We start from the raw sequence: 25,233 nt of genomic DNA on the forward strand, positions 1-25,233 counted from the left end.
GATGCCGGATTCCGACCCAATCCAGGACAACCCGCGCAACACGCGCAATCTGCCCGCCGTCGTGGCCCAGGGTGAGGTGATGCGCCCGACCGCGGAAGGCTGGCTGCTGCGCGCCATCCGCACGCTGTTCGGCTGGAAGGCGGGATCGGTGCGCGACGACCTCCAGGTCGTGCTCGACGCGTCGACGCCCGACGACACCGGCTTCTCCGCGGTCGAGCGCACCATGCTGCGCAACATCCTCGGCCTGCACGAGCGCCGCATCGCCGACGTCATGGTCCATCGCGCCGACATCGTCGCAGTGAAGCGCGACATCCCGCTGGGCGAACTGATGGACCGCTTCGAGAGCGCCGGCCATTCGCGGCTGGTCGTCTACAACGAAACGCTCGACGATCCCGTCGGCATCGTCCACATTCGCGACCTGCTCGCCTTCATGACCGCGCGCGCGCGCGTGTCGGATGCCGCCAAGACCAAGCGCAAGAAGCCGCTGCCGGCCGGGCTCGATCTGCGCGCCGTCGATCTCGCGCTGCCGCTCGAGGACGCGCGCATCATCCGCAAGCTGCTTTACGTGCCACCGTCGATGCGGGCGATCGACCTGCTCGCCCAGATGCAGGCCACGCGCATCCACCTTGCACTGGTGGTCGACGAATATGGCGGCAGCGACGGGCTGGTCTCGCTCGAGGACATCGTCGAGCAGATCGTCGGCGAGATCGACGACGAGCACGACAGCGACGAGCCGCCCTCGATCGTGCGCCTGCCCGACAACGCCTTCATCGCCGACGCCCGCGCCAGCCTCGACGACGTCCGTTCGGTGATCGGCGAGGATTTCGTCACCGGCGAGGCCGGCGAGGAGGTAGAGACGCTGGGCGGCTATCTCGTCAGCTTCGTCGGACGCCTGCCGGTCCGCGGCGAGTTGATCTCGGGCCCCGGCACGTACGAGGTCGAGGTGCTCGATGCCGACCCGCGCCGCGTCAAGCGGCTACGTATCTCGACGCGGAAGGAACGACCCGCGCCGCGCACCCAGCGCGAGAGCCGGCGACGCGAAGCTACGCCGGAGAGCGGTCAGCCGCAGGCCAGTGACACGCCCACCCCGCCGCCGAGCGACGGGACCGGCCCGCAGTGAGCGCACTCCAGCGACTTCGGCAGATCGCGCTTGCCATCATCCTCACCTGGGGCTGGAAGCGCGCCGTCATCGCCATGGCGGCCGGGGCGCTGTCGGTGCTGGCGCTGGCGCCGTTCAACCTCTTCCCGGTGCTGTTCGTCACCTTCCCTGTGCTGGTCTGGCTGATCGACGGTACCGGCGCCGGACGCTATGGCGGCGTTCCTGCCGCGGCCCTGACCGGCTACTGGTTCGGGCTCGGATATTTCGTGCCAGGCCTGTATTGGATCGGCTACGCCTTCTTCGTCGATGCCGACGTGTTCGCCTGGCTGACGCCGTTTGCCGTACTCGGGCTGCCGGCCTATCTTTCCATCTTCACCGCGATCGGCTTTGCACTCGCACGCCTGCTCTGGACCAAGAACGCCACGCGCGTGCTGGCGCTCGCGGCTAGCCTCACCATCAGCGAATGGCTGCGCGGCCATGTGCTGACCGGCTTTCCCTGGAATGCGTTCGGCTACGCGCTGTCCGAGCCGCTGCCGCTGGCGCAGACGGCATCGTTGATCGGCCTGTGGGGCATGACGTTCCTGACGGTCGCGATCTTCGCAAGCCCCGCGACGCTGATCGACCGCGCGCCCGATCGCCGCCTGCAATGGCGCGCGCCCGCCGCGGCGATTGCGCTGCTGATCGTCATGGGCGTGTTCGGCGCGATCCGCCTGTCGCTGCATCCGACCACGATGGTATCAGGCGCCAAGCTGCGCCTGATGCAGCCGAACCTCCAGCAGGACGTGAAATTCAACTACGCCGCCAAGGCGGAGGTGATGAAGAAATATCTGGCGCTGTCCGATCGCGCCTCGGGTCCGCAATCGACCGGCGTGCGCGATGCCACCATCCTGATCTGGCCGGAATCCGCCTTTCCGTTCTTCCTCACCCGCGAAGCCGACGCGATGGCTCAGATCGCCGACCTTCTGCCGAAGGGCACGGTTCTGATCACGGGGTCGGTCCGCGCGCCTGACCTGCCGCGGGGCACGCCGATCACGCGCGCCTATAATTCGATCTATGTGATCGATCACGACGGCAGCGTGGTCGCTGTGTATGACAAGCTGCATTTGGTGCCGTTCGGAGAATTTCTTCCCTACCAGGGGTTGATGGAGAAGCTCGGTTTCGAGCAACTGACGCGCATGCGCGGCGGCTTCATTGCTGGCACCGTGCGGCATGCGCTGCCGGTCGCCAGTGCACCGCCCGCGCTGCCGCTGATCTGTTACGAAGCCATCTTTCCGGGTGAACTGGCTGGACGCAACGAGCGTCCGGGCTGGATCGTAAACCTCACCAATGACGGCTGGTTCGGCATCTCGACCGGCCCCTATCAGCATCTGGAGCAGTCGCGGATGCGTGCGATCGAGCTCGGCTTGCCGCTGGTGCGCTCCGCCAATACCGGCATCTCCGCAGTGATCGATCCGATGGGCCGCACCATCGCCAGCCTCGGTCTCGGAATCGAAGGCATTTTGGATGCAAGTCTGCCGGCCGCGATCCCGCCGACTGTCTATGCGCGCGTCGGTGATGTCCCGGCACTCATGCTCGTCGCACTCGCCGTGATTGTGGCCGTCCGCCGGCGTGTCGCCAAGCGGCGCCCCTGATCGCGCCGTGGCTGGAATCCTTTGACAACCGTAGTCCCACTGTTGACAGACTGCAGGCGGGCTCCCCATTCTGCGCCCGCTGCAAAAGACAGTGGGCATTGCTAAATTTCTCCGCAATGTTTCCCAATAAGAGGGTTTGATTTGACGATGCTGGCACCCGAGGCATTCTCCAGGATTGCGCCGAAGGTGATGTTTGGAGGGCTGAGGAAATGTCGAAAGCGCCCAACCCTGTTGACAAATATGTCGGCAGTCGCGTGCGTATGCGCCGCATCATGTTGGGCATGAGCCAGGAAAAGCTCGGTGAAGCTTTGGGCCTGACTTTCCAGCAAATCCAGAAATACGAGAAGGGCACCAACCGGGTCGGTGCGAGCCGCATCCAGCAGATTGCCGAAATTCTCCAGGTACCCGTGTCGTTTCTGTTCGAGGGCGGACCGAGCGGTGTGCCGGGTCCGGATGGCTTCAGCGAAGGCGCCTCGCCCTCTTACGTCTCGGATTTCCTTGCGACATCAGAGGGACTCGCCTTGACCAAGGCGTTCACCCGAATCACCGATTCCAAGATGCGCCGCTCCATCGTCGATCTCGTCGAGCAGATCGCCGCCCGCGAAGGCCCTGACAAGCGCTGACGCGCCCACCTCGATGGCGATTTGAGACTGCGCTAAATCTGGCCTATGTCGTCATTTGCGGCCGTGCCTCGATGCGCGCCGCGTCCGATGATGCGATTCAAGGGCATAGATGCGTTCATGGCCAGCTCCAATTGGTTCGATACCCAAACCATTCTCGACGGCATCCGCAGATGGGTCGAGATCGAGACGCCGACGGAAGCGCCTGAGCAGGTCAACAAGCTGATCTCGCTGGTCGCGGAGCAATGCCGCGATCTCCCCGTCGCACTCGAGCGCGTCGCCGGCGTCGATGGCTGCGGCGATCACCTGCTGGCGCGTTCGACATGGGGCCAGGACAAGCCGGGCATCCTGGTGCTGAGCCACCTCGATACCGTCCATCCCATGGGCTTCATCGCGCGCCTGCCGTTCAAGGTCGAGGGCGACAGCGCGTTCGGTCCCGGCATCTACGACATGAAGGGCGGCGCCTATATCGCTCATCATGCCTTTCGCGCGCTCTGCGCGAGCGGCGATCGGTCGCCGCTCGGCATCACCCACATGTTCACGTCCGACGAGGAGATCGGCAGCCCGACCTCGCGCGCGCTGATCGAGCAGGAAGGGCGCAAGGCCAAATACGTGCTGGTGACGGAGCCGGCGCGCGACGGCGGCAGGATCGTGACGGCCCGCAAGGGCGTCGGGCGCTTCAAGGTCTTCATCAAGGGCGTGCCCGCACATGCCGGCTCCCGGCCGCAAGACGGCCGCAGCGCCGTTCGCGAGCTCGCCAACGTGATTTTGGCGCTGGAAGCAATGAACGACCTGACACGCGGGGTCACCGTCAATGTCGGCGTGGCGCGCGGCGGCACGCGCCCCAACGTGACGCCGGAAGAGGCCTATGCCGAAGTCGACCTGCGCGTCGTAAGCCTCGAGGATGCCGACGAGTTCGTCGGCAAGATCCTCTCGCTCACATCGAAGACCGACGGCGTCACCGTCAAGGTCACGGGCGGGCTCAATCGGCCGCCTTACGAGAAGGGCAATGCAGGCGCCTCGCTCTACGAGCATGCGAAGGCGCTGGCCACCGAGATCGGCTTCGAGCTGATCGACACCCACACCGGCGGCGGCTCGGACGGCAATTTCACCGCCGCGCACACCGCGACGCTCGACGGGCTCGGCGTCGACGGCAAGGGCGCACACACCCATTATGAGCAGCTCTACGTCTCGTCGCTCGCGCCGCGCGCGCGCCTGCTCCATCGCCTGTACCAGGCGCTGCGATGAGCGAGCGCAAGTCAGACCCCGAGCGCGATGACAGCGAGCGCGCCTTCTTCGGGCGGCGCAAGGGTCACAAGCTCAGGCAGCACCAGGCGGGGCTGATCGAGCAGTTGCTGCCGCATCTTGCGCTGGACATCGACGGCGAGGCGCCGGCGGATGCAAGCGAGATCTTCGACCCCGCGGCGAGCGAGGTACGGCTCGAGATCGGGTTCGGAGGCGGCGAGCATCTCGCAGCCGAGGCGCAAAATTTCGCCACGACCGGCTTCATCGGCTGCGAGCCCTATGTCAACGGCATGGCAAAGATCCTCGCGCAGATCGAGGCGGCCAATATCGGCAACATCCGCCTGTTCGCGGGCGATGCCGCCGAGCTGCTGGCCTGGCTGCCGAAGGCCTCGCTGTCGCGGATCGACCTGATCCATCCCGATCCCTGGCCGAAGCGGCGGCATTGGAAACGGCGCTTCGTGCAGGACAGGACCATTGCCGCAATGGCGCGCGTGCTCAAGCCTGGGGGCGAATTCCGCTTCGTCTGTGACATCGACGATTACTGCGCCTGGACGCTGTCGCATCTTGCGCGCTCTTCGGACTTCAGATGGCTCGCAGAGCGCGCCGACGATTTCCGGCAGCCCTGGGCGGGCTACACCATGACGCGCTACGGCCGGAAGGCCGCCCGCGAGGGACGCAAGGCGGCCTACTTGCGATTCAGGCGGGTGTAGTCGTCATTCCGCGGCGACGATCTCAAATGGTCTGCCGGTTGCGCCAGAACGTCACGACGCGTTCGGCGGTCGCGGGCATCAGCCGCGTGAAGTTCGCGCGCGCGGCTTCGATGTCGGCATCGGCCGGCGTGCGGTGCGAGCCATACCAGAGCAGGATCAGCGCGCGCACCGTGGGCCAGCCGAGATTGAGCGCGCGACCCAGGATCAGAATCGGATCGTAGCGATCGCCGGAAATCAGGCGATCGAGGATCGAGAGGCGGACGCCGGCCATCGCCGAGAGCGAGGCGATCGATTCCTCGTATTTGTGCGCCTTGGCGAAACCGAGCAGCGCGCTTTCGCCGAGATGACCTTCCCGATGCAAACCCAGCACCGTGCACTGTGCGCCCGAGAAATCGCGGCGCGGCCCCGGCGGCAGAGAGGCCTCCTCTATGGCGGCCATGGCGCGCTTGATCTCGACCTGGCGCGCGGGATTGACCACGCTGGAAAGGCGGCGGCGGATGACGTCGAGCGTGCCGTTGAGAAGCTCCTTCAGGTGATCGCCCGAGAGATCGTTGCGCTGGCCGATCTTGAGCGTCAGCACGCCGTCCTGCGCGGCGCGCTTGACCAATTCGGAGTAGCTGCCGGGCGAGAACACCGCACCGGCATTGCCTGCGGCGCGACGCACCACGTCGCGGTCACCGCGCTCGACCAGCACGTCGGTGACGATGGCTGACAGCGCCGGGCGCTCCGTCATCGCCAGCAAATGCTCCTGACCCTTCAGCCGCGCGATCTCGACCAAGGCGACCTCGTCGAGCACGGGCGAGCGGCGCAGCACGGGCCCGGCCACCATGATCTCGTTTTCGCGCGCGAGCTGGTTCACCAGATGCGGCGGCGCGTTGTTCAGGCGCGAGAAGCGCTCGGCGAGATCGACGCGCGAGGCGAGCTCGGCATGCGGGACGAGATCGATCAGGAGATTGTCGAAGAGATCGATGAGCTCGGGGCGGAGTTTGTCGGCGTCCTGGAAGAACAGCTGGGAAATGGCGCGCGCGATCTCGCCACGACGCCTGGGGTCGCCGCGCTTGACGATATCGTCCAGTCCAGGAATGAGCGACGTGGCAACGGTCATGAAACGCAACTCGAAATCTGGCACGCCGTGGGCGCGCCGTAGCTCAAGCCGCCCCACAATCAGGGAATCTAGGCCTGCTTGATGAAGGAAGCGTTGCGCGGCGGGCCGTCCGAAGGGCGCAAAAAGCCGCCTCGGCCCTGCAATGGGCCTTGTCCGGGAGGGGGGAAAGGGCTATATCAGCGCCAATTCATCTTCTCATACGATCCGCGTAGTGAGAGTGGGCCCGAAAGGACCCGCTCTTTTTTATTACCTGAACGCGGCTTGGCGGAGGATGCGGCCCGACGCGTCGTCGGGAGAGTTCCAAAGCGGACTTTTTAACCAAGCCTTAACCCAAGCGTTAACCAGCGAGCGCCTTGACCCCTGCCATGACCGAACCGAACCCTGGTTCCACGGATGCCGAATTGCTGGCCGAGCCGCGGCTCGTGGTCGAGCCGGGCGTGGCGGCACGGGTGTCCGCGGTCGCAGCGCCCGTGCTTCAGGGCATGGGCTATCGCTTGGTGCGGATTCGCATTTCCGGAGAGGCCGGCTGCACCGTGCAGATCATGGCCGAGCGGCCGGACGGCTCCATGCAGATCGAGGATTGCGAGGCGATCTCGCGGGCGCTGTCGCCCGTGCTCGACGTCGCCGACCCCATTGATCGCGCCTACCGGCTGGAGATCTCATCGCCGGGGATCGACCGTCCGCTGGTACGCCGCTCCGATTTCGAGCGCTATGCCGGACATCTGGTGAAGGTCGAGATGGCCGTCGCCCATGAAGGACGCAAGCGGTTCCGCGGCACGATCGGCGCCGTCGAAGGCGACCGCATCCATCTGCATCGTGACGACGTCAAGGCGGGCGACGATTTCGACGTTCTCCTGACCATGGAAGATATCGGCGAGGCGCGCCTGGTGCTGACCGACGAGCTGGTCGCGGAATCGATGCGTCGCGGCAAGGCCGAAGCGCGCGAGATGCGCCGCAATCTCGGGCTTGAGCCGCCGCAGGCGCCGCACGCCAAGATCAGCGAAAAGACGACCAAGAACACCAAGCCGAAAAAGAAGCCGGCACCGACCAATACGAAGAAACACCGCCTTGCCGCCGAACGCGCGCGGCGCGGCGAGACCGATCCTGACCAAGGAGACTAGCCATGGCAGTCAGCGCCAATCGACTTGAATTGCTCCAGATCGCGGACGCCGTTGCGCGCGAGAAATCGATCGACCGCGGCATCGTCATCGCGGCGATGGAGGATGCCATCGCCAAGGCGGCGCGGGCTCGTTACGGCAGCGAGACTGACGTTCACGCCGAGATCGACCCCAAGAAGGGCGAGCTGCGGCTGTCGCGCCACATGCTGGTGGTCGAGAAGGTGGAAAACCATTCCAACCAGATCTCGCTGGTGGATGCACAGCGCGCCAATCCCGGCGCCCAGGTCGGCGACACCATCGCCGACACGCTGCCGCCGCTGGAATATGGCCGCATCGCCGCGCAATCGGCCAAGCAAGTGATCGTGCAGAAGGTGCGCGAGGCCGAGCGCGACCGGCAATATCAGGAATTCAAGGACCGCATCGGCGACATCGTGAACGGCGTCGTCAAGCGCGTCGAATATGGCAGCGTGATCGTCGATCTCGGCCGCGGCGAGGCGATCATCCGCCGCGACGAGATGCTGCCGCGCGAAGTCTTCCGCAACGGCGACCGTGTCCGCGCCTATATCTTCGACGTCCGCCGCGAGACGCGAGGTCCGCAGATCTTCCTCTCCCGCACGCATCCGCAGTTCATGGCGAAACTGTTCGCGCAGGAAGTGCCGGAGATCTATGACGGCATCGTCGAGATCAAGGCGGTGGCCCGCGATCCGGGCTCACGCGCGAAAATCGGCGTGATTTCCCGCGATTCCTCGGTGGATCCGGTCGGCGCCTGCGTCGGTATGCGCGGCTCGCGCGTGCAGGCGGTGGTGAACGAATTGCAGGGTGAGAAGATCGACATCATTCCCTGGTCGCCCGACATCGCGACCTTCGTGGTCAACGCGCTGGCGCCCGCGGAAGTCTCCAAGGTCGTCATCGACGAGGACCGCGAGCGGATCGAGGTCGTCGTGCCCGACACCAACAACCAGCTATCGCTGGCGATCGGCCGCCGCGGCCAGAACGTGCGTCTGGCCTCGCAGCTCACCGGCTGGGATATCGACATCCTGACCGAGCAGGAGGAATCGGAGCGCCGCCAGGCCGATTTCGAGAACTCCACCCGCGTCTTCATGGAATCGCTCAACGTCGACGAAGTGGTCGGCCAGCTGCTGGCGTCCGAAGGCTTCACCTCGGTCGAGGAGCTCGCCATGGTGGACCTCAAGGAGCTCGCCGGCATCGAGGGCTTCGACGAGGAGACCGCGCAGGAGCTGCAGAACCGCGCGCGCGAATATCTCGAGCAGCAGGAGGCCGAGATCGAGGCTCGGCGCAAGGAACTCGGCGTCGAGGATGCCCTCAAGGACGTGCCCGGCGTCACCTCCAAGATGCTGGTCAAATTCGGCGAGAACGACATCAAGACCGTCGACGACCTTGCCGGCTGCGCCACTGACGACCTGGTCGGCTGGACCGAGCGCAAGGAAGGTGGCGAATCCACCAAATATCCGGGTGCGCTCGACGGTATCGACATCAGCCGTGACGACGCCGAAGCGATGATCATGCAGGCCCGCGTCAAGGCCGGCTGGATCACCGAGGCCGATCTCGCCAAGCCCGAAGAGGCCGAGGCGACTGAAGATCAGCCGGCTTAAGGGCAAGGAGGATGTCGCCCGGATGCTCGCCAGCACTGACAGCGAACTCGACCATGGGCCGCGGACCGAAAGGTCCGCGACCATGCGGATGTGCGCGGTCAGCCGCGAGGTCCGGCCGATCGACGAGCTGATCCGCTTCGTCGTCTCGCCGCAAGGCGACATAGTTCCCGATCTCAAGCGCAAGCTGCCCGGACGCGGCATGTGGATCACCGCCTCGCGGCAGGTGGTTGCGGAAGCCGTGCGGCGTCACCAATTTAGGAAAGCCTTCAAGCGCCAGCTGCGCACCCCTCCGACGCTTCCCGACGATATCGAGGCGCTCCTGGTCCGGAGCGTGACGGAAGCCCTTGGGATCGCCGCCAAGGCCGGCCAGGTCGTGGCCGGCTTCGGCAAGGTCGAAAGCGCCCTTCGGGAAGGCACGGTCGAGGTCCTGATCCACGCCAGCGACGGGGCCGCGGACGGAATCCGCAAATTGGACATGCTGGCACGTCAAAATGCCGGGAATCGCGGCGCCAAGCCGCAGATTCCCGTCGTCACCGCACTGAAATCGATAGAATTGGATTTGGCACTGACCCGGTCAAATGTGATACATGCTGCCCTGCTCGCGGGCCCGGCGAGCAGGTCATTCCTGTCACGTAGCCAGATGCTGGTCCGATACCGGATGGCGGACGCTGACAAGACTGCCGAAAAGCCCGGCCAGGATTTCTGAGAGACACCGACGAACCGATTGGACGGTGCGGAAACGCACAACACTGATAATCAGGATTAGGACTGCTGAATGGTTGATACCAAGACCCCTGGCGACAAGAAGCTGAGCGTTCCGAGCAAGACGCTATCGCTCAAGCCGCGCGTCGAAACGGGCACTGTGCGCCAGAGCTTCAGCCATGGCCGCAGCAAGCAGGTCGTGGTCGAGAAGCGCGGCAAGCGCCGGATCGACGGCGCTCCTGAGCCGCAGGCTGTCGAGGTCGCGAAGCCGGCGCCGGCTGCGCCCGCTGCGGCGCCGCGTCCTGCCCCGAAGGCTGCCCCGCCCCGCAACGCCGGTTCCGGCGTGGTGCTGCGCACGCTGACCGAGGACGAACGCTCCGCCCGCGCCAGCGCGCTGGCCGATGCCAAGGTGCGCGAAGTCGAAGAGCGCCGCCAGGCCGAGGAAGAGGCTCAGCGCCGCGCTGTTCGTGAGGCCGCCGAACGCGCCGAGCGCGAGGCCGCCGAATCCCGCCGCAAGGCGGAGGAGGAGCGCCACCGTCACGAGGACGAGGCCAAACGCAAGGCCGAGACCGAGGCCAAGAAGCGCTTTGGCGAAGGCGAGCAGCCGCAATCTGCTCCGCGCCCCGCGGCGACCGCCCCGGCCGCTTCTGCGCCCCGACCCGGCGCGCCCACGGCGCGGCCCGGCACCACCACGACCACGGCACGCCCGGGAACGACGACCGCGCGCCCCGGAACGACCACGGCAAGGCCCGCCGGCGGACCGTTGGGTCGCGCGCCCGCGGTCGCGGCCGGCCCCGACGAGGACGATGGTCCGCGCCAGATCCGTCGCGGTCCCGGCGGCGCCGCGCGTCCTGCGGCAGCCCCCAAGACCACCCACAAGCCCGGCCCGCAGAAAGAGCGCGGCCGCCTGACGGTCGTCACGGCGCTCAATGCGGACGAAGTGCGCGAGCGCTCGATCGCCTCGTTCCGCCGGCGCACCCAGCGCCTGAAGGGTCACGCCTCGAACGAGCCCAAGGAAAAGCTCATCCGCGAGGTGGTCATTCCGGAAGCGATCACCATCCAGGAACTCGCCAACCGCATGTCCGAGCGCGCGGTCGACGTCATCCGCATGCTCATGAAGCAGGGCGCGATGCACAAGATCACCGACGTGATCGACGCCGACACCGCGCAGCTGATCGCCGAAGAGCTCGGCCACACCGTCAAGCGCGTCGCCGCCTCGGACGTCGAGGAAGGCCTGTTCGACCAGGTCGACGATTCCACCGACACCGAGACGCGTTCGCCCGTCGTGACCGTGATGGGCCACGTCGACCACGGCAAGACCTCGCTGCTCGACGCGCTGCGCCATGCCAACGTGGTCTCCGGCGAAGCCGGCGGCATCACCCAGCATATCGGCGCCTATCAGGTGCTCTCGCCTGAGAGCGGCAAGAAGATCACCTTCATCGACACGCCCGGCCACGCCGCATTCACCGCTATGCGCGCCCGCGGCGCCAAGGTCACCGACATCGTCGTGCTGGTGGTCGCGGCCGATGACGGCGTGATGCCGCAGACGATCGAAGCCATCAATCACGCCAAGGCGGCAGGCGTGCCGATCATCGTTGCCATCAACAAGATCGACAAGCCCGATGCCAAGCCCGAGCGCGTGCGCACGGAGCTGCTCCAGCACGAGGTTCAGGTCGAATCCTTCGGCGGCGAAGTCGTCGACGTCGAAGTGTCCGCCAAGAACAAGACCAATCTCGACAAGCTGCTCGAGATGATCGCGCTGCAGGCCGAAATCCTCGACCTGAAGACCAATTCGGAACGTCCGGCGGAAGGCACCGTGATCGAAGCCAAGCTCGATCGCGGCCGTGGTCCGGTCGCGACCGTGCTGGTCCAGCGCGGTACGCTCCGTGTCGGCGACATCATCGTCGCCGGTGCCGAGATGGGCCGCGTCCGTGCGCTGATCTCCGATCAGGGCGAGACCGTGCAGGAGGCCGGCCCCTCGGTGCCGGTCGAGGTGCTCGGCTTCAACGGTCCGCCGGAGGCCGGCGATCGCCTGGCCGTCGTCGAGAACGAAGCCCGCGCCCGCCAGATCACCAGCTACCGCGCGCACCAGAAGCGCGAGAACGCGGCTGCCTCGATCTCCGGCATGCGCGGCTCGCTCGAGCAGATGATGTCGCAATTGAAGACGGCGGGCCGCAAGGAATTCCCGCTGATCGTCAAGGCCGACGTGCAGGGCTCGCTGGAGGCGATCCTCGGCTCGCTGGAGAAGCTCGGCACCGACGAGGTCGCCGCCCGCATCCTGCATGCCGGCGTCGGCGGCATCTCGGAATCCGACGTGACGCTCGCGGAAGGCTTCAACGCCGCGATCATCGGCTTCTCGGTCCGTGCCAACAAGGAGGCCGCTGCGGCCGCCAAGCGCAACGGCATCGAGATCCGCTACTACAACATCATCTACGACCTCGTGGACGACGTGAAGAAGGCGATGAGCGGCCTGCTCGCGCCGACCTTGCGCGAAACCATGCTGGGCAATGCCGAGATCCTGGAGATCTTCAACATCTCCAAGGTCGGCAAGGTTGCCGGCTGCCGCGTCACCGACGGTACCGTGGAACGCGGCGCCAATGTGCGCCTGATCCGCGACAACGTCGTCGTGCACGAAGGCAAGCTGTCGACGCTCAAGCGCTTCAAGGACGAGGTGAAGGAAGTCCAGTCCGGTCAGGAATGCGGCATGGCCTTCGAGAACTATCACGACATGCGTGCCGGTGACGTGATCGAGTGTTACCGCGTGGAGACCATCCAGCGCTCCCTGTAAGTCCAAATCTTACCGAAGCGTTCGGATCATTTTGAACTGAAATTGCGGGAGTGCGATGGCCGGATTTTTTCCGGCCATCCACCCCTCTTCGTTTCAACAGGACAAACGACAATGCCCGTGTCCCAAACACGGGCACGACGAGGTGATTTTCGACGATGCCACGCCATCATCAGAAGAAGAGTTCCGCGCCCGGCGGAGGCTCGCAACGCCAGTTGCGCGTCGGCGAGCAGGTTCGCCATGCGATGGCCGAGATTCTGGCGCAAGGCAACGTGCATGATGCGGACCTCGAAGGTCACATCATCACCGTGCCGGAGGTGCGGATGTCGCCAGATCTGAAGCTCGCGACGATCTACGTGATGCCGCTCGGTGGCCGCGACACCGGGATCGTCATCGCTGCGCTCGAGCGCAACAAGAAGTTCCTGCGCGGCGAGGTCGCGCGGCGCGTTAACCTGAAATTTGCACCTGACATTCGTTTCCGCGTCGACGAACGATTCGACGAGGCGGAACGGATCGAGAAGCTTTTGCGAACACCTGCGGTGCAGAAGGACCTGGAACAGGATCCGGATTCGGATCGGGAAGAAGAACGATGACGATGGACCCGGCTCACGACACGATCGGCGGCGAACAGGCCGATCAGCGCGACGTGCAGAAAAATAATTTTGCGGATCTGGGCAACGAGTCCCAGCCGTACCAGGAGCCGCGCCGCGTCAACAACGATCCGCGCGCCAAGCAGCAGAAGGGCAACCAGATTCGCCGCGATCGGCGCGACGTCCACGGCTGGGTCGTGCTCGACAAGCCGATCGGCATGACCTCGACGCAGGCCGTCGCCGTGCTCAAGCGCCTGTTCAACGCCAAGCGCGCGGGACACGCCGGCACCCTCGATCCGCTCGCCTCGGGCGGCCTGCCGATCGCACTCGGCGAAGCCACCAAGACCGTTCCCTTCGTGATGGACGGCCGCAAGCGCTACCAGTTCACCGTGAGCTGGGGCGAGGAGCGCGACACCGACGATATCGAGGGCCGGGTCACCGCGACCTCCGACCAGCGCCCGACACGCGAGGCCATTCTGGCCCTGCTGCCCCGTTTTACCGGGGTGATCGAGCAGATTCCGCCGCGCTACTCCGCGATCAAGGTCCAGGGCGAGCGCGCCTATGATCTCGCCCGCGACGGCGAGGTCGTGGAGCTGGCCCCCCGCCCCGTCGAGATTCACCATTTAACCCTTGTAGATCAACCGGATAACGACCGGGCCGTATTCGAGGCCGAGTGCGGCAAGGGCACCTATGTCCGGGCGCTGGCCCGCGATATGGGCCGGATTCTCGGCACTTATGGCCATATCTGCGCGCTGCGGCGGACCCTGGTCGGCCCATTCGGCGAAAACGACATGATTCCGCTGGATCAGTTGGAGGCTTTATGCGATAGAGCCGCGTCCGGCGAGGGCAGCCTCGCCGACGCGCTCATGCCCGTTGAGACCGCGCTGGACGACATCCCGGCACTGGCCGTCACTCGGGCGGATGCGGCAAGGCTCCATCGGGGCCAGGCCGTTTTGTTGCGCGGACGGGATGCGCCCACTTGTAGCGGCACAGTCTATGTCACGGTGGCAGGCCGTCTTTTGGCGCTTGCTGAAGTTGGCAATGGCGAAATCATCCCCAAGCGTGTGTTCAACCTGACCGGCCTGACTGCCAGCCCCGGTCGCAACGAGAGAAATTGACGATGTCGATTGCCGCAGAACGCAAAGCGGAAGTCATCAAGACCAATGCCACCAAGGCCGGCGACACCGGCTCGCCCGAGGTTCAGGTCGCGATCCTGTCGGAACGCATCAACAACCTCACCAACCATTTCAAGACCCACGTGAAGGACAACCATTCGCGTCGCGGCCTCTTGAAGCTGGTCTCGACCCGCCGTTCGCTCCTCGACTATCTCAAGAAGAGGGACGAGGCGCGATACAAGGCGCTGCTCGAGAAGCACAATATTCGTCGCTAAGTGTTGCTGCGCGCGCCCAACGGCGCGCGTTTTCGCGCGTAGTTTCGAACGAAAGCGCTTATTTAAAGGTTTTTGATCGAGGCTGCGTACGCGTCGGATGCGGGCGGTGACGATTCGCATCCGGGCATGATGGGCGAAGACCGCGATTCGGTGTTCGCATTCGTGCCGACTGAAAGTCCAGCAGCAATCCGGCGGCTGGGCACAACGGGCAAGGCGCCCGTATGACCCGAAAGGATGGACGCCATCCGACATCCAAAAACCATGGCAGGATCGCAGGACGCTGATCATCCGCTCCGATCAGCGTCCCGCAATCTTGCGCATGGTTTTTGTTTTTCGAGCGCCGTCCCTCTTTCGAGAACCCATGAAAGAAGACCTCCATGTTCAATAAGCATTCCGTCGAGATCGACTGGGGTGGACGCCCGCTCAAGCTGGAAACCGGCAAGATCGCCCGCCAGGCCGACGGCGCCGTCGTCGCCACCTATGGCGAGACCGTGGTGCTCGCCACCGTCGTCGCGGCGAAGGCGCCGCGCGAAGGCGTCGACTTCCTGCCGCTGACCGTCGACTACCAGGAAAAGACCTACGCGGCGGGCCGCATTCCCGGCGGCTATTTCAAGCGCGAGGGACGTCCGACCGAGAAGGAGACGCTGGTCTCCCGCCTGATCGACCGTCCGATCCGTCCGCTGTTCGTCGACGGCTGGCGCAACGAGACCCAGGTGATCGCCACCGTGCTGTCGCACGACATGGAGAACGATCCCGATATCGTCGCGCTGGTGGCCTCGTCGGCTGCGCTGACCCTGTCGGGCGCTCCGTTCAAGGGCCCGATCGGCGCCGCCCGCGTCGGCTTCGCCAACGACGAGTTCATCCTCAACCCGACGCTCGACGAGATGGTCGACACCCAGCTCGACCTCGTCGTCGCCGGCACCGCCGACGCCGTGCTGATGGTGGAATCGGAAGCCAAGGAACTGAACGAAGACATCATGCTCGGCGCCGTGATGTTCGGTCACCGCCACTTCCAGCCGGTCATCAACGCGATCATCGAGCTCGCCGAGAAGGCCGCCAAGGAGCCGCGCGAAGTCACCGCGATCGACAATTCCGCGCTCGAGAAGGAAATGCTCGGCATCGTCGAGCAGGAACTGCGCGCCGCCTACGCCATTCCGGTCAAGCAGGACCGCTACGCCGCGGTCGGCAAGGTCAAGGAAAAGGTGATCGCCCACTACTTCCCCGAAGGGCAGGAGCCGAAATACGACAAGCTGCGCGTCGCCGGCGTGTTCAAGGAGCTCGAAGCCAAGATCGTTCGCTGGAACATCCTCGACACCGGCAAGCGCATCGACGGCCGCGACAGCAAGACCGTGCGCAACATCGTCGCCGAAGTCGGCGTGCTGCCCCGCGCCCACGGCTCGGCGCTGTTCACCCGCGGCGAGACCCAGGCGATGGTCGTGACCACGCTCGGCACCGGCGAGGACGAGCAGTACATCGACGCGCTGTCGGGGACGTACAAGGAAACGTTCCTGCTGCACTACAACTTCCCGCCCTACTCGGTCGGTGAGACCGGCCGCCTCGGCGGCACCAAGCGCCGCGAGATCGGCCATGGCAAGCTTGCCTGGCGCGCGATCCACCCGGTGCTGCCGCCGCACCACGAATTCCCCTACACCACGCGCGTGGTGTCGGAGATCACCGAGTCGAACGGCTCGTCCTCGATGGCTTCGGTCTGCGGCGCCTCGCTGGCGCTGATGGATGCCGGCGTGCCGTTGAAGCGGCCGACCGCGGGCATCGCGATGGGCCTGATCCTCGAAGACAAGCGCTTTGCGGTTCTCTCGGATATCCTCGGCGACGAGGACCATCTCGGCGACATGGACTTCAAGGTGGCCGGCACTGAAGCGGGCATCACCTCGCTCCAGATGGACATCAAGATCGAGGGCATCACCGAAGAGATCATGCGCGTTGCCCTTGGCCAGGCCAAGGAAGGCCGCATCCACATCCTCGGCGAGATGGCCAAGGCCCTCACCGCTGCGCGCGCCGAGCTCGGCGAATACGCGCCGCGCATCGAGACCTTCAAGATCGCCACCGACAAGATCCGCGAAGTGATCGGCACCGGCGGCAAGGTGATCCGCGAGATCGTCGAGAAGACCGGCGCCAAGGTCAACATCGAGGACGACGGCACCGTGAAGGTCGCCTCCAGCGACGGCGAGGCGATGAAGGCCGCGATCAAGTGGATCAAGTCGATCGCGTCCGATCCGGAAGTCGGCCAGATCTACGACGGCACCGTCGTCAAGGTCATGGAGTTCGGCGCCTTCGTGAACTTCTTCGGCTCCAAGGACGGTCTCGTCCACATCAGCCAGCTCGCTTCGGCGCGCGTGCAGAAGACCTCCGACGTCGTCAAGGAAGGCGACAAGGTCAAGGTCAAGCTGCTGGGCTTCGACGACCGCGGCAAGACCCGCCTGTCGATGAAGGTGGTCGATCAGACCACCGGCGAAGACCTCGAAGGCAAGGACAAGGGCGGCGAGGGCGAGAAGGCCCCGCGCGAAGCGGCCGGCGAGTAATCGCTCCGCACGTCAGAAACACCGAGGGGCGGCCGAAAGGCCGCCCTTTTTGTTGGCCGCTTGCCGCCTGCATCGTCGGATTGGGCCTGCGCGATTCCGCCGCAGCGTCAGAGTGACTGCGATCGAAACCCGCGATGGTTGCAGCCGCGTAGCTATCGTGCCGCCGTGCGCTTCATCAGCGGATCGTCCCCAGACAGGAGAACCACATGTCATCCATATCCCGGCGCCGTCTCATGTTCGCTGCAACCGGCCTCGTCGCGGCTGCCGCTGCCCCGCGCATGGCGTTTGCGCAGGCCGCCGCGGCGCCCGCAGGTCCCTTCAAGCTCGATCCTCTGGCCTATCCGGCAAATGCGCTGGAACCGCATATCGATGCCAAGACGATGGAGATCCATCACGACCGCCACCACCAGGCGTTCATCACCAACCTGAACAATTTTGCCAAGGACAATCCGCAGATCGCGGGAAAACCGGTCGGCGAGGTTCTGGGCAATCTCGGAGCCGTGCCGGACACGATCCGCGCCGGCGTCCGCAACAACATGGGCGGCCACGCCAACCACACGATGTTCTGGCAGATCATGGGACCGAACGGCGGCAAGCCGGAAGGTGCCCTGCTCGCCGCGATCGACAGCGATCTCGGTGGCATGGAAAAATTGCAGACCGACTTCAACACGGCCGGTGGGCGCGTGTTCGGCTCGGGCTGGGTGTTCGTGACTGTCAGCAAGGATGGCAAGCTTGCGATCGAGACGCGGCCCAACCAGGACAACCCGATGATGGACGGCAAGCGAGCGCTGCTCGGGAACGACGTCTGGGAGCACGCCTATTACCTGAACTACCAGAACCGCCGCGCCGATTATCTCAAGGCGTGGTGGAACACGGTGAACTGGAAGGTGGTGGCCGAGCGCTACACCGCCGCGAAGGCCGGTACACTCGACGTGTGAAGACAAACAGCGACCACAAAAAGGGCGGCCTCTCGGCCGCCCTTTTATCTATCGCCTGCTGATCGGGATCACGCCGCGATGTCGTACCGGTCGAGGTTCATCACCTTGGTCCAGGCCTTGGCGAAATCCTTGACGAACTTCTCCCTGGAATCCGAGGTGGCATAGACTTCGGCGAAGGCGCGGAGCTGCGAGTGCGCGCCGAAGATCAGGTCGGAGCGCGTGCCGGTCCACTTCACCGCATTGGTCTTGCGGTCGCGGGCCTCATAGGTGCCGTCGGCCGCCGGCGTCCACTGCGTGCTCATCGCGAGCAGGTTGACGAAGTAGTCGTTGCTCAGCGTGCCCGCCTTCGACGTGAAGACGCCGTGCTTCGACCCGTTCGCGTTCGCACCGAGCACGCGCAGACCGCCGACCAGCACCGTCATCTCCGGACCGGTCAGCCTCAGAAGCTGCGCACGATCGACCAGCGCCTCTTCCTGCTGCAGGAACTGATGCCGCTTGCCGATGTAGTTGCGGAAACCATCGGCACGCGGCTCGAGCGGCGCGAAGGATGCCGCGTCGGTCTGCTCCTGGGAGGCATCCATGCGGCCCGGCGTGAAGGCCACCTTGACGTCGACGCCGCCGTCCTTCGCGGCCTTCTCGACCGCGGCAGACCCGCCGAGGACGATGAGGTCGGCGAGCGAGACTTTCTTGGCGCCTGACGACGCGTTGAAGTCCTTCTGGATCGCTTCGAGCTTGCCGAGGACCTTGGAGAGCTGAGCCGGCTGGTTCACCTCCCAATCCTTCTGCGGGGCAAGACGGATGCGCGCGCCGTTGGCGCCACCGCGCTTGTCCGAGCCGCGGAACGTCGAGGCCGACGCCCAGGCGGTCGAGACCAGCTCGGACACCGACAGACCCGAAGCCAGGATCTTGGTCTTCAGCGCGGCGATGTCCTGATCGCTGACCAGCTCGTGATTCACGGCCGGAATCGGATCCTGCCAGATCAGCGTCTCCTTCGGCACCAGCGGGCCGAGATAGCGCTGGATCGGACCCATGTCGCGATGGGTGAGCTTGAACCAGGCGCGGGCGAAGGCGTCCGCGAACTGGGCCGGGTTCTCCAGGAAGCGACGCGAGATCTTCTCATAGGCGGGATCGAAGCGCAGCGAGAGATCGGTCGTCAGCATCGTCGGCCGGTGCTTCTTCGACTTGTCGAAGGCATCGGGGATGATCGCGTCGGCGCCCTTGGCCGTCCACTGGTTCGCACCGCCCGGGCTCTTCGTCAGCTCCCATTCGTAGTTGAACAGGTTCTCGAAGAAGTTGTTGCTCCACTTGGTCGGCGTCGCCGTCCACGTCACTTCGAGACCGCTGGTGATGGAATCACCGGCGAGGCCCGAGGCGTGCTTGCTCTTCCAGCCGAGGCCCTGATCTTCCAGCGCGCCGGCTTCCGGCTCCGGGCCGACCAACGAGGGATCACCGGCGCCATGGGTCTTGCCGAACGAGTGGCCGCCCGCGATCAACGCGACGGTCTCTTCGTCGTTCATCGCCATGCGGGCGAACGTCTCGCGGATGTCCTTCGCCGCTGCGACCGGATCCGGCTTGCCGTTCGGACCTTCCGGATTGACGTAGATGAGGCCCATCTGCACGGCGCCGAGCGGCTCGGCGAGCTGGCGCTCACCGCTGTAGCGCTCATCGCCCAGCCAGGTGCCTTCCGGGCCCCAATAGAGCTCTTCCGGCTCCCAGACGTCGGCGCGGCCACCCGCAAAGCCGAAGGTCTTGAAGCCCATCGATTCCAGCGCGACGTTGCCGGCGAGCACCATCAAATCGGCCCAGGACAGCTTGCGGCCATATTTCTGCTTGATCGGCCAGAGCAGACGGCGCGCCTTGTCGAGGTTGGCGTTGTCAGGCCAGCTGTTGAGCGGAGCAAACCGCTGCTGACCGGCGCCGGCGCCGCCGCGGCCGTCGGTGGTGCGATAGGTGCCCGCGCTGTGCCAGGCCATGCGGATCATCAGGCCGCCGTAATGGCCGAAATCAGCCGGCCACCATTCCTGCGAATCCGTCATCAGCGCGGTCAGGTCCTTGATGACCGCGTTCAGGTCGAGCGACTTGAACTCCTTGGCGTAGTCGAACTCCTTGCCCATGGGATCGGACAGGTCGGAATTCTTGTGCAGCATCTCGATGCTGAGCTGGGTTGGCCACCAGTCGCGGTTCACCCGCGTGGGTTTTCCGCCCGTAAACGGGCACTTCGAAGTGTCATCCATGATTACCTCCTCTGGTGGCGTCCGACGGCGCCTTTGACCAGGTAGAACCACTCTAAGCAACGCCACCTATCAGGTGAAGTTGACTTTAATGATCGCTGCGATAGGATTTTCTGATGATAAACCTGACGCTGCGCCAGCTCCGCTATTTCGACGCGCTGGCTCGTCACGGCCATTTCGGCCGGGCGGCCGAGTCCTGTTCGATCTCGCAGCCGGCCTTGTCGATGCAGATCAAGGAGTTGGAGGAAACCCTCGGCGGCCTGCTGCTGGAGCGCAGCGCGCGGCAGGTTGCGCTGACCCGGTTCGGTGAGGAACTCGCACAACGCGTCCGCGACATCTTGCGCTCGGTCGATGAGCTCGGCGATTTCGCCCGGGCGTCACAAGACCGCTTCGCCGGCCGCCTGCGCATCGGCATGATCCCGACGATTGCGCCCTACCTCCTGCCCAAGATCACCAAGAACCTCACGCGCATGCATCCGGAGCTCGACATCCGCGTGCGTGAGACCATGACCCCCCGCCTGATCCAGGAACTCGTCGAGGGCCGGCTCGACACCGCCATCGTGGCGCTGCCGGTGTCCGAGCCCTCGCTCACCGAGGTCGCACTGTTCGAGGAAAAGTTCTTGCTGGTGCGGCCAGGCTCGGACGAAGGCACCCCCGTGCCGTCGCGCGAGATGATGCGCGAGATGCGGCTGTTGCTACTCGAAGAGGGGCACTGCTTCCGCGACCAGGCGCTCTCTTTTTGCAACATGCAAGCGGCGCCGCCGCGCGAGATGCTGGACGCCAATTCGCTCTCGACGCTGGTCCAGATGGTCAGCGCCGGCATCGGCGTCACGCTGATCCCGGAGATGGCGGTGCCGGTGGAGACGCGATCGGCGTCGGTCTCGCTGGCGCGCTTTCGCGACCCCGAGCCCTCCCGCACCATCGGCATGGTCTGGCGCAAGACCAGCCCGCTGGCGCGGCAGCTGCTGCAAATCTCCGAGGTGGTGTGCCTGTCGGCCGGCAAGGCGCGACCGCGTCAGGCCGCGCGCAACCAACGGGCTTGAGGCCTCATGTCACGTCCCACCATCCGCCCCGCCCGCGCGGACGAATATGACGAGGTCGGCCGCGTCTGGATGGAAAGCTGGGTCTCGACAGGACTTGCCGAGGCGAGCGACTTCCTGCTGGCCAATCTGCGTGCGCGCATCCGGCGCGAGATCGAGAACGGCTGGAGCCTGTTCGTCGCCGACGACAGCGGCGCGATCGCTGCCATGCTGGCGCTGCATCTGCCAAAGCTCTATCTCGACATGCTTTTCGTGGCGCCCCCCTATCAGGGGCGATCGCTCGGACGGAAGCTGCTCGCCTTCACGCGCACGCAAATGCCGGATGAGATGTACCTGCGCTGCGTGCGCGAGAACGAAAAGGCATGGCGCTGGTACGAGCGCGAGGGATTTGTGTTCGAGAAGGAAGAGGTCGAGCCGTCGAACGGCTTCGTGATGAAGTATTACCGGTGGCACCGTCAGCAGTCGGCCGAATAGGCAACGACTGCTTGATGCAGCTTGCGGTTGTCACGATCCCAATCTAGCGTGGCGTGCCCGATATTCTTCCGCTGCTGATGCCCTGGAATCCATGATTCGATTTGCTGCTTCCGCGATCGTTCTGCTGTCCTCCCTCGCTCTGGCAGCAGCTCAAACTCCTCCTGCAGCCACCGCGCCACCCACGCCTCCCGCAAAGCCGGCCGTCAAGAAGGCGGCGACGAAGCCGAAGGCTGCGGCAGTCAAACCGGCCGAGCCGATGAACAGCGGTCCGTGCCGTCTCGGCGTGATCTCGGTGATCGGAGAGCATTATTCCGTACAGAAGTTCGGCGTGACGATCTTCGAGGCCGAAGCGAACGAGGTCCCGATAGACTGGGGCCTCGATGATCTCGTCTTCGCGCGCGTGCGTGCGGCAACGAACAACGATTCCTCGGTGCGCAGGATCGCTTATCCCAAGGGCGCCTTCGAGCCCTTCTATCATGCGAAGGCGATCTTCATCCCGGACCCCAAAGAGAGTCTGCCGGTGATCGTAAAGGGCTTCACCGCGAATACGAATTGCGATCGCTATCTCGTCGCAACCACATACAAGACGAAGCTGCCGAACTCGAACATGACGCTGAACGGCATCGGCACCTACAATCAGGGGCTCGGCAACATCATTCGGCACTCGCACCTATTCGCCAATGTTGCGATCACGCTGATTGACGGCCGCAGCTACGAACAGATCAAGCGCCCCCTTACGGATATCGGCGCGAACCTCGCCGCAAATATGCGTCTGTTCGAAGACCCGATCACCAAGCTCGACAACTCGCTGTTCCCCGATCCGCCCGAGACAGCTTCGACCAACGCGGCGCTGCGCGAGAGAACGCGCGCGCTCGTCGCAGAAAGGCTCGACCGGAACCTCCCCGGCTATTTGAAGGAAGAGTGAGCGCCTTTGCCGACGCGACACGCCAAAGGATCAAGTTTGGCTGCGCCTGCGAACACAGCCGCATTCAGCATCATGACCCGGCTGCTCGTCATCACGATCATCCTGTGGTGCTTTTCAACTCAGGCGCAGGCACAAACCCAATCGGAGACGGCACGACCAACCGTCAAACAAGCCAATGGCAAGATAACCACGCGGCGTGAAGCAACGGGCAAGCCCGCTCCCATGACCGGCGGCTCGTGCGACTTCGGTATCGTCGTCACCGCCGGCGATGAGTTCACCGTGCTGACGACCGGCCTCACCGTATTCCAGAACAAGACGATGGTGATCCCGATCCCAGGCTGGGGGCTCAACGATCTGATCTTCGCGCGGACTCGCGCCGCGATCCCTGCCGGCGTGTCCGTTCTGCGAATCCCCTACAACCCAGCGAAATTTCCTCCCCGCGATGAGTCCAAGGACACATTGAAGGACCGGCTGTTCCGCGATCTCAACGCGGAGCTGGCCGGATACATGCGCGAGGTCGCGAAAGGAACGAATTGCCGGCATTACATCCAGATCCTCAATTCGATCAGCCCTATCGGGTCATCGAGCTATACGGTCCGCGGTTTCGGCATTCTCAACCAGGATGTCGTGCTAGGGCGTCGCATCTATCTTTATGCCCTGGCGTTTATCCGCATCTTTGACGGGCGCGACTTCTCCGTTGTCAGACAGAGCTCTGCGCTGATCAACGTGCATCATTCCCTGATGGTGCAGAGGCTTCTAGGCAGGCAAATCGGCGGTCCCTATCGCGAATTACCCGCAGAATCGTTTCCAACGCGCCCTGAAGATGCCGCCGACAATCCCGCACTGCGCGACGGTGTGCGCGCCATGCTGACCGAAAGCCTCGACAAGACGCTGCCGCTTTTGCTCGGGGTTCGACCAGCCGTGCGTCAAAGCGACGCCAAAGAGCGTTGACCCACATGTCGTTCACGCCGCTTGACTTCTGCCTAGGCGTAGTGCGTTGCGGAGACGCGACAAACGCGGCATGAATTGCGCGCTGTTGGCCTTCCGCCGACGAAAGGTCCCGCCATGATCAAGCTCTACTGGTCGCCTCGCTCGCGTTCGTTCTCGGCGCTCTGGCTGATGGAGGAGAGCGGCCTTCCCTATGAGCGTGTGCTGACCGACATCTCGACCGGCGCGCAAAAAGCGCCGGACTTTCTCAAGGTCAACCCGATGGGCAAAGTGCCGGCGCTCAGCGACGGCGACGCCGCGCTCGGCGAAGCCGCTGCGATCTGCGCCTATATCGCCGACCGTTATCCGGAGACGAGGCTCGCGCCTGATTTCGTCGATCCGCTCCGCGCCCGCTATCTGCAATGGTTGTTCTTCTCGCCGAGCTGCATTGAGCCCGCGATCATCCAAATCTTCACTAAAATTGAGGTGCCGAGTTCGACGGCGGCTTGGGGCAGCGCGACGCAGGTCTTCGACGTGCTGGAGGCGGCACTCGCCAAAGGGCCGTGGATTCTCGGCGAGAAATTTTCCGCCGCCGACATCACGATCGGCTCGGGCCTGAACTTCGCGGTGCGCCTGTTCAAGATGGTGCCGTCGCGCCCGGCCTTCGATGCCTATATCGCTCGCTGCATGGCGCGGCCGGCATTCCAGCGCGCGGAAAAGATCGCGGCGGGCTAGTCCGATGCCTTGAGGTCGTCCGGCCTCGGCATCAGGATGACGTTGTAGCCGGAATCGACGTAATGGATCTCGCCGGTGACGCCGCCGGAAAGGTCCGACAGCAGATACAGCGCCGAGCCGCCGAGCTCGTCCAGCGTGACGCCGCGGCGCAGCGGCGCGTGCTTCTGCATGAAGGCGAACATCGCGCGCGCCTCGCCGATGCCGGAGCCGGCGAGCGTACGGATGGGCCCGGCGGAGATCGCGTTGACGCGGATGCCACGCGGACCGAAATCGGAGGCGAGATAGCGCACCGAAGCTTCCAGCGCCGCCTTGGCCACGCCCATCACGTTGTAGTTCGGCATCGCGCGCTCCGAGGCCCCGAAGGTCAGCGTGATCATGCTGCCGCCCTCCGTCATCAGCTCGGCCGCGCGTTTTGCGACCTCCGTGAACGAGAAGCAGGAGATCACCATGGTGCGCGAAAAATTCTCGCGGCTGGTGTCGGCGTAGCGGCCCTTCAGCTCGTTCTTGTCGGCGAAGCCGATCGCATGGATCACGAAGTCGAGCTTGCCCCATGTCTCGCGGAGCGCCGCGAAGGTCGCATCGACGCTGGCGATGTCCTCGACGTCGCACGGCAGCACCAGATCGACGCCGAGCTGCTCCGCCAGTGGCTTGACGCGTTTGCCCAGGGCCTCGCCCTGGAAGGTGACGGCAAGCTCGGCGCCGTGGGCATGCAGCGTCTTCGCCATGCCCCAGGCGATCGAATGATCATTGGCGATGCCCATGATCAGACCGCGCTTGCCTTTCATCAAACCTTCCATCTCGCGATCACCTTCCGC

Annotated in this window: 22 protein-coding genes; 19 read left to right on the forward strand and 3 right to left on the reverse strand. The window is 64.8% G+C overall.

What is annotated here, in order from left to right; genetic code table 11:
- Position 1 precedes the first annotated feature (1 nt).
- From HAP40_RS00180 to trmB, 5 genes are all read left to right on the forward strand, one after another.
- Positions 2-1,120, forward strand: coding sequence for a hemolysin family protein (locus tag HAP40_RS00180; RefSeq protein ID WP_166811872.1), 1,119 nt, complete (start codon positions 2-4; stop codon positions 1,118-1,120).
- Entirely contained in the window at positions 1,117-2,730 is a 1,614-nt protein-coding gene (gene lnt / locus HAP40_RS00185; protein WP_166811870.1) for an apolipoprotein N-acyltransferase, read from the forward strand. Before HAP40_RS00180 ends, lnt begins: the two co-directional genes overlap by 4 nt.
- A gap of 209 nt (positions 2,731-2,939) precedes the next feature.
- Positions 2,940-3,353: a helix-turn-helix domain-containing protein gene (locus HAP40_RS00190; RefSeq protein WP_018319423.1), complete on the forward strand. Its 414-nt coding sequence runs from the start codon at positions 2,940-2,942 to the stop codon at positions 3,351-3,353.
- Positions 3,354-3,440: 87 nt separating this feature from the next.
- A complete protein-coding gene (locus HAP40_RS00195) occupies positions 3,441-4,598 on the forward strand; it encodes a M20 family metallopeptidase (protein ID WP_166811868.1) in 1,158 nt (385 codons plus the stop codon).
- Positions 4,595-5,305 (forward strand): tRNA (guanosine(46)-N7)-methyltransferase TrmB, encoded by a 711-nt coding sequence (gene trmB / locus HAP40_RS00200; protein ID WP_166811866.1) that lies wholly within the window; start codon positions 4,595-4,597, stop codon positions 5,303-5,305. Before HAP40_RS00195 ends, trmB begins: the two co-directional genes overlap by 4 nt.
- A gap of 22 nt (positions 5,306-5,327) precedes the next feature.
- Here the strand turns inward: trmB and HAP40_RS00205 are convergent, their stop codons facing one another.
- A complete protein-coding gene (locus HAP40_RS00205) occupies positions 5,328-6,410 on the reverse strand; it encodes a DUF2336 domain-containing protein (protein WP_166811864.1) in 1,083 nt (360 codons plus the stop codon).
- A gap of 365 nt (positions 6,411-6,775) precedes the next feature.
- Between HAP40_RS00205 and rimP the strand changes: the two genes are divergently transcribed.
- From rimP to HAP40_RS00250, 9 genes are all read left to right on the forward strand, one after another.
- On the forward strand, positions 6,776-7,531 hold the full coding sequence (rimP, locus tag HAP40_RS00210; RefSeq protein ID WP_166811862.1) for a ribosome maturation factor RimP: 756 nt from the start codon (positions 6,776-6,778) through the stop codon (positions 7,529-7,531).
- Positions 7,532-7,533: 2 nt separating this feature from the next.
- Positions 7,534-9,141, forward strand: coding sequence for a transcription termination factor NusA (gene nusA, locus HAP40_RS00215; RefSeq protein ID WP_166811860.1), 1,608 nt, complete (start codon positions 7,534-7,536; stop codon positions 9,139-9,141).
- Between the two features lie 22 nt (positions 9,142-9,163).
- Positions 9,164-9,847: an RNA-binding protein gene (locus HAP40_RS00220; RefSeq protein WP_166811858.1), complete on the forward strand. Its 684-nt coding sequence runs from the start codon at positions 9,164-9,166 to the stop codon at positions 9,845-9,847.
- Between the two features lie 69 nt (positions 9,848-9,916).
- Positions 9,917-12,631, forward strand: coding sequence for a translation initiation factor IF-2 (gene infB, locus HAP40_RS00225; RefSeq protein ID WP_166811856.1), 2,715 nt, complete (start codon positions 9,917-9,919; stop codon positions 12,629-12,631).
- Positions 12,632-12,786: 155 nt separating this feature from the next.
- The gene (rbfA, locus tag HAP40_RS00230) at positions 12,787-13,221 is read left to right on the forward strand and encodes a 30S ribosome-binding factor RbfA (RefSeq protein ID WP_166811854.1); all 435 of its coding nucleotides are present in this window, start codon (positions 12,787-12,789) and stop codon (positions 13,219-13,221) included.
- Positions 13,218-14,336, forward strand: a complete 1,119-nt coding sequence (gene truB / locus HAP40_RS00235; RefSeq protein WP_166811852.1) for a tRNA pseudouridine(55) synthase TruB — start codon at positions 13,218-13,220, stop codon at positions 14,334-14,336. Before rbfA ends, truB begins: the two co-directional genes overlap by 4 nt.
- Positions 14,337-14,338: 2 nt before the next feature.
- Positions 14,339-14,608, forward strand: coding sequence for a 30S ribosomal protein S15 (gene rpsO, locus HAP40_RS00240; protein ID WP_018644188.1), 270 nt, complete (start codon positions 14,339-14,341; stop codon positions 14,606-14,608).
- Between the two features lie 377 nt (positions 14,609-14,985).
- Positions 14,986-17,148, forward strand: coding sequence for a polyribonucleotide nucleotidyltransferase (gene pnp, locus HAP40_RS00245; protein ID WP_166811850.1), 2,163 nt, complete (start codon positions 14,986-14,988; stop codon positions 17,146-17,148).
- 206 nt (positions 17,149-17,354) lie between these two features.
- Positions 17,355-18,086, forward strand: coding sequence for a superoxide dismutase (locus HAP40_RS00250; RefSeq protein WP_166811848.1), 732 nt, complete (start codon positions 17,355-17,357; stop codon positions 18,084-18,086).
- Between the two features lie 68 nt (positions 18,087-18,154).
- Here HAP40_RS00250 and katG read toward each other — a convergent pair whose 3' ends face one another.
- Positions 18,155-20,320, reverse strand: a complete 2,166-nt coding sequence (katG, locus tag HAP40_RS00255; RefSeq protein WP_166811846.1) for a catalase/peroxidase HPI — start codon at positions 20,318-20,320, stop codon at positions 18,155-18,157.
- 113 nt (positions 20,321-20,433) lie between these two features.
- On the opposite strand from katG, the gene HAP40_RS00260 reads away from it, so the two are divergent.
- The 5 genes from HAP40_RS00260 to HAP40_RS00280 all read left to right on the forward strand — a co-directional run bounded on the left by HAP40_RS00260 (position 20,434) and on the right by HAP40_RS00280 (position 24,418).
- The gene (locus HAP40_RS00260) at positions 20,434-21,360 is read left to right on the forward strand and encodes a hydrogen peroxide-inducible genes activator (RefSeq protein WP_166811844.1); all 927 of its coding nucleotides are present in this window, start codon (positions 20,434-20,436) and stop codon (positions 21,358-21,360) included.
- 6 nt (positions 21,361-21,366) lie between these two features.
- Positions 21,367-21,831 (forward strand): GNAT family N-acetyltransferase, encoded by a 465-nt coding sequence (locus HAP40_RS00265; RefSeq protein ID WP_166811842.1) that lies wholly within the window; start codon positions 21,367-21,369, stop codon positions 21,829-21,831.
- A gap of 91 nt (positions 21,832-21,922) precedes the next feature.
- Complete coding sequence (locus HAP40_RS00270; protein WP_246741203.1) at positions 21,923-22,756, forward strand: hypothetical protein; 834 nt, start codon at positions 21,923-21,925, stop codon at positions 22,754-22,756.
- Between the two features lie 72 nt (positions 22,757-22,828).
- Positions 22,829-23,707 (forward strand): hypothetical protein, encoded by an 879-nt coding sequence (locus HAP40_RS00275; RefSeq protein ID WP_246741202.1) that lies wholly within the window; start codon positions 22,829-22,831, stop codon positions 23,705-23,707.
- Between the two features lie 114 nt (positions 23,708-23,821).
- Positions 23,822-24,418, forward strand: a complete 597-nt coding sequence (locus HAP40_RS00280) for a glutathione S-transferase family protein (RefSeq protein WP_166811840.1) — start codon at positions 23,822-23,824, stop codon at positions 24,416-24,418.
- Here the strand turns inward: HAP40_RS00280 and fabI are convergent.
- Complete coding sequence (fabI, locus tag HAP40_RS00285) at positions 24,415-25,215, reverse strand: enoyl-ACP reductase FabI (protein ID WP_166811838.1); 801 nt, start codon at positions 25,213-25,215, stop codon at positions 24,415-24,417. The two genes, HAP40_RS00280 and fabI, sit on opposite strands and share 4 nt — an antisense overlap.
- Positions 25,216-25,233: the final 18 nt, after the last annotated feature.

The sequence above is a fragment of the Bradyrhizobium sp. 1(2017) genome, from assembly GCF_011602485.2.
Taxonomy (GTDB): domain Bacteria; phylum Pseudomonadota; class Alphaproteobacteria; order Rhizobiales; family Xanthobacteraceae; genus Bradyrhizobium.

What these genes read in the sequence shown, in the direction of transcription:
- truB (WP_166811852.1), top strand. Translation starts at nt 13,218, where the DNA reads ATGACGATGGACCCGGCTCACGACACGATCGGCGGCGAACAGGCCGAT.
- HAP40_RS00270 (WP_246741203.1), top strand. Translation starts at nt 21,923, where the DNA reads ATGATTCGATTTGCTGCTTCCGCGATCGTTCTGCTGTCCTCCCTCGCT.
- pnp (WP_166811850.1), top strand. Translation starts at nt 14,986, where the DNA reads ATGTTCAATAAGCATTCCGTCGAGATCGACTGGGGTGGACGCCCGCTC.
- HAP40_RS00260 (WP_166811844.1), top strand. Translation starts at nt 20,434, where the DNA reads ATGATAAACCTGACGCTGCGCCAGCTCCGCTATTTCGACGCGCTGGCT.
- HAP40_RS00265 (WP_166811842.1), top strand. Translation starts at nt 21,367, where the DNA reads ATGTCACGTCCCACCATCCGCCCCGCCCGCGCGGACGAATATGACGAG.
- rimP (WP_166811862.1), top strand. Translation starts at nt 6,776, where the DNA reads ATGACCGAACCGAACCCTGGTTCCACGGATGCCGAATTGCTGGCCGAG.
- rbfA (WP_166811854.1), top strand. Translation starts at nt 12,787, where the DNA reads ATGCCACGCCATCATCAGAAGAAGAGTTCCGCGCCCGGCGGAGGCTCG.
- HAP40_RS00190 (WP_018319423.1), top strand. Translation starts at nt 2,940, where the DNA reads ATGTCGAAAGCGCCCAACCCTGTTGACAAATATGTCGGCAGTCGCGTG.
- HAP40_RS00280 (WP_166811840.1), top strand. Translation starts at nt 23,822, where the DNA reads ATGATCAAGCTCTACTGGTCGCCTCGCTCGCGTTCGTTCTCGGCGCTC.
- HAP40_RS00205 (WP_166811864.1), bottom strand. Translation starts at nt 6,410, where the DNA reads ATGACCGTTGCCACGTCGCTCATTCCTGGACTGGACGATATCGTCAAG.
- HAP40_RS00275 (WP_246741202.1), top strand. Translation starts at nt 22,829, where the DNA reads ATGACCCGGCTGCTCGTCATCACGATCATCCTGTGGTGCTTTTCAACT.
- fabI (WP_166811838.1), bottom strand. Translation starts at nt 25,215, where the DNA reads ATGGAAGGTTTGATGAAAGGCAAGCGCGGTCTGATCATGGGCATCGCC.
- nusA (WP_166811860.1), top strand. Translation starts at nt 7,534, where the DNA reads ATGGCAGTCAGCGCCAATCGACTTGAATTGCTCCAGATCGCGGACGCC.
- infB (WP_166811856.1), top strand. Translation starts at nt 9,917, where the DNA reads ATGGTTGATACCAAGACCCCTGGCGACAAGAAGCTGAGCGTTCCGAGC.
- rpsO (WP_018644188.1), top strand. Translation starts at nt 14,339, where the DNA reads ATGTCGATTGCCGCAGAACGCAAAGCGGAAGTCATCAAGACCAATGCC.
- katG (WP_166811846.1), bottom strand. Translation starts at nt 20,320, where the DNA reads ATGGATGACACTTCGAAGTGCCCGTTTACGGGCGGAAAACCCACGCGG.
- trmB (WP_166811866.1), top strand. Translation starts at nt 4,595, where the DNA reads ATGAGCGAGCGCAAGTCAGACCCCGAGCGCGATGACAGCGAGCGCGCC.
- HAP40_RS00195 (WP_166811868.1), top strand. Translation starts at nt 3,441, where the DNA reads ATGATGCGATTCAAGGGCATAGATGCGTTCATGGCCAGCTCCAATTGG.
- HAP40_RS00220 (WP_166811858.1), top strand. Translation starts at nt 9,164, where the DNA reads ATGCTCGCCAGCACTGACAGCGAACTCGACCATGGGCCGCGGACCGAA.
- HAP40_RS00180 (WP_166811872.1), top strand. Translation starts at nt 2, where the DNA reads ATGCCGGATTCCGACCCAATCCAGGACAACCCGCGCAACACGCGCAAT.
- HAP40_RS00250 (WP_166811848.1), top strand. Translation starts at nt 17,355, where the DNA reads ATGTCATCCATATCCCGGCGCCGTCTCATGTTCGCTGCAACCGGCCTC.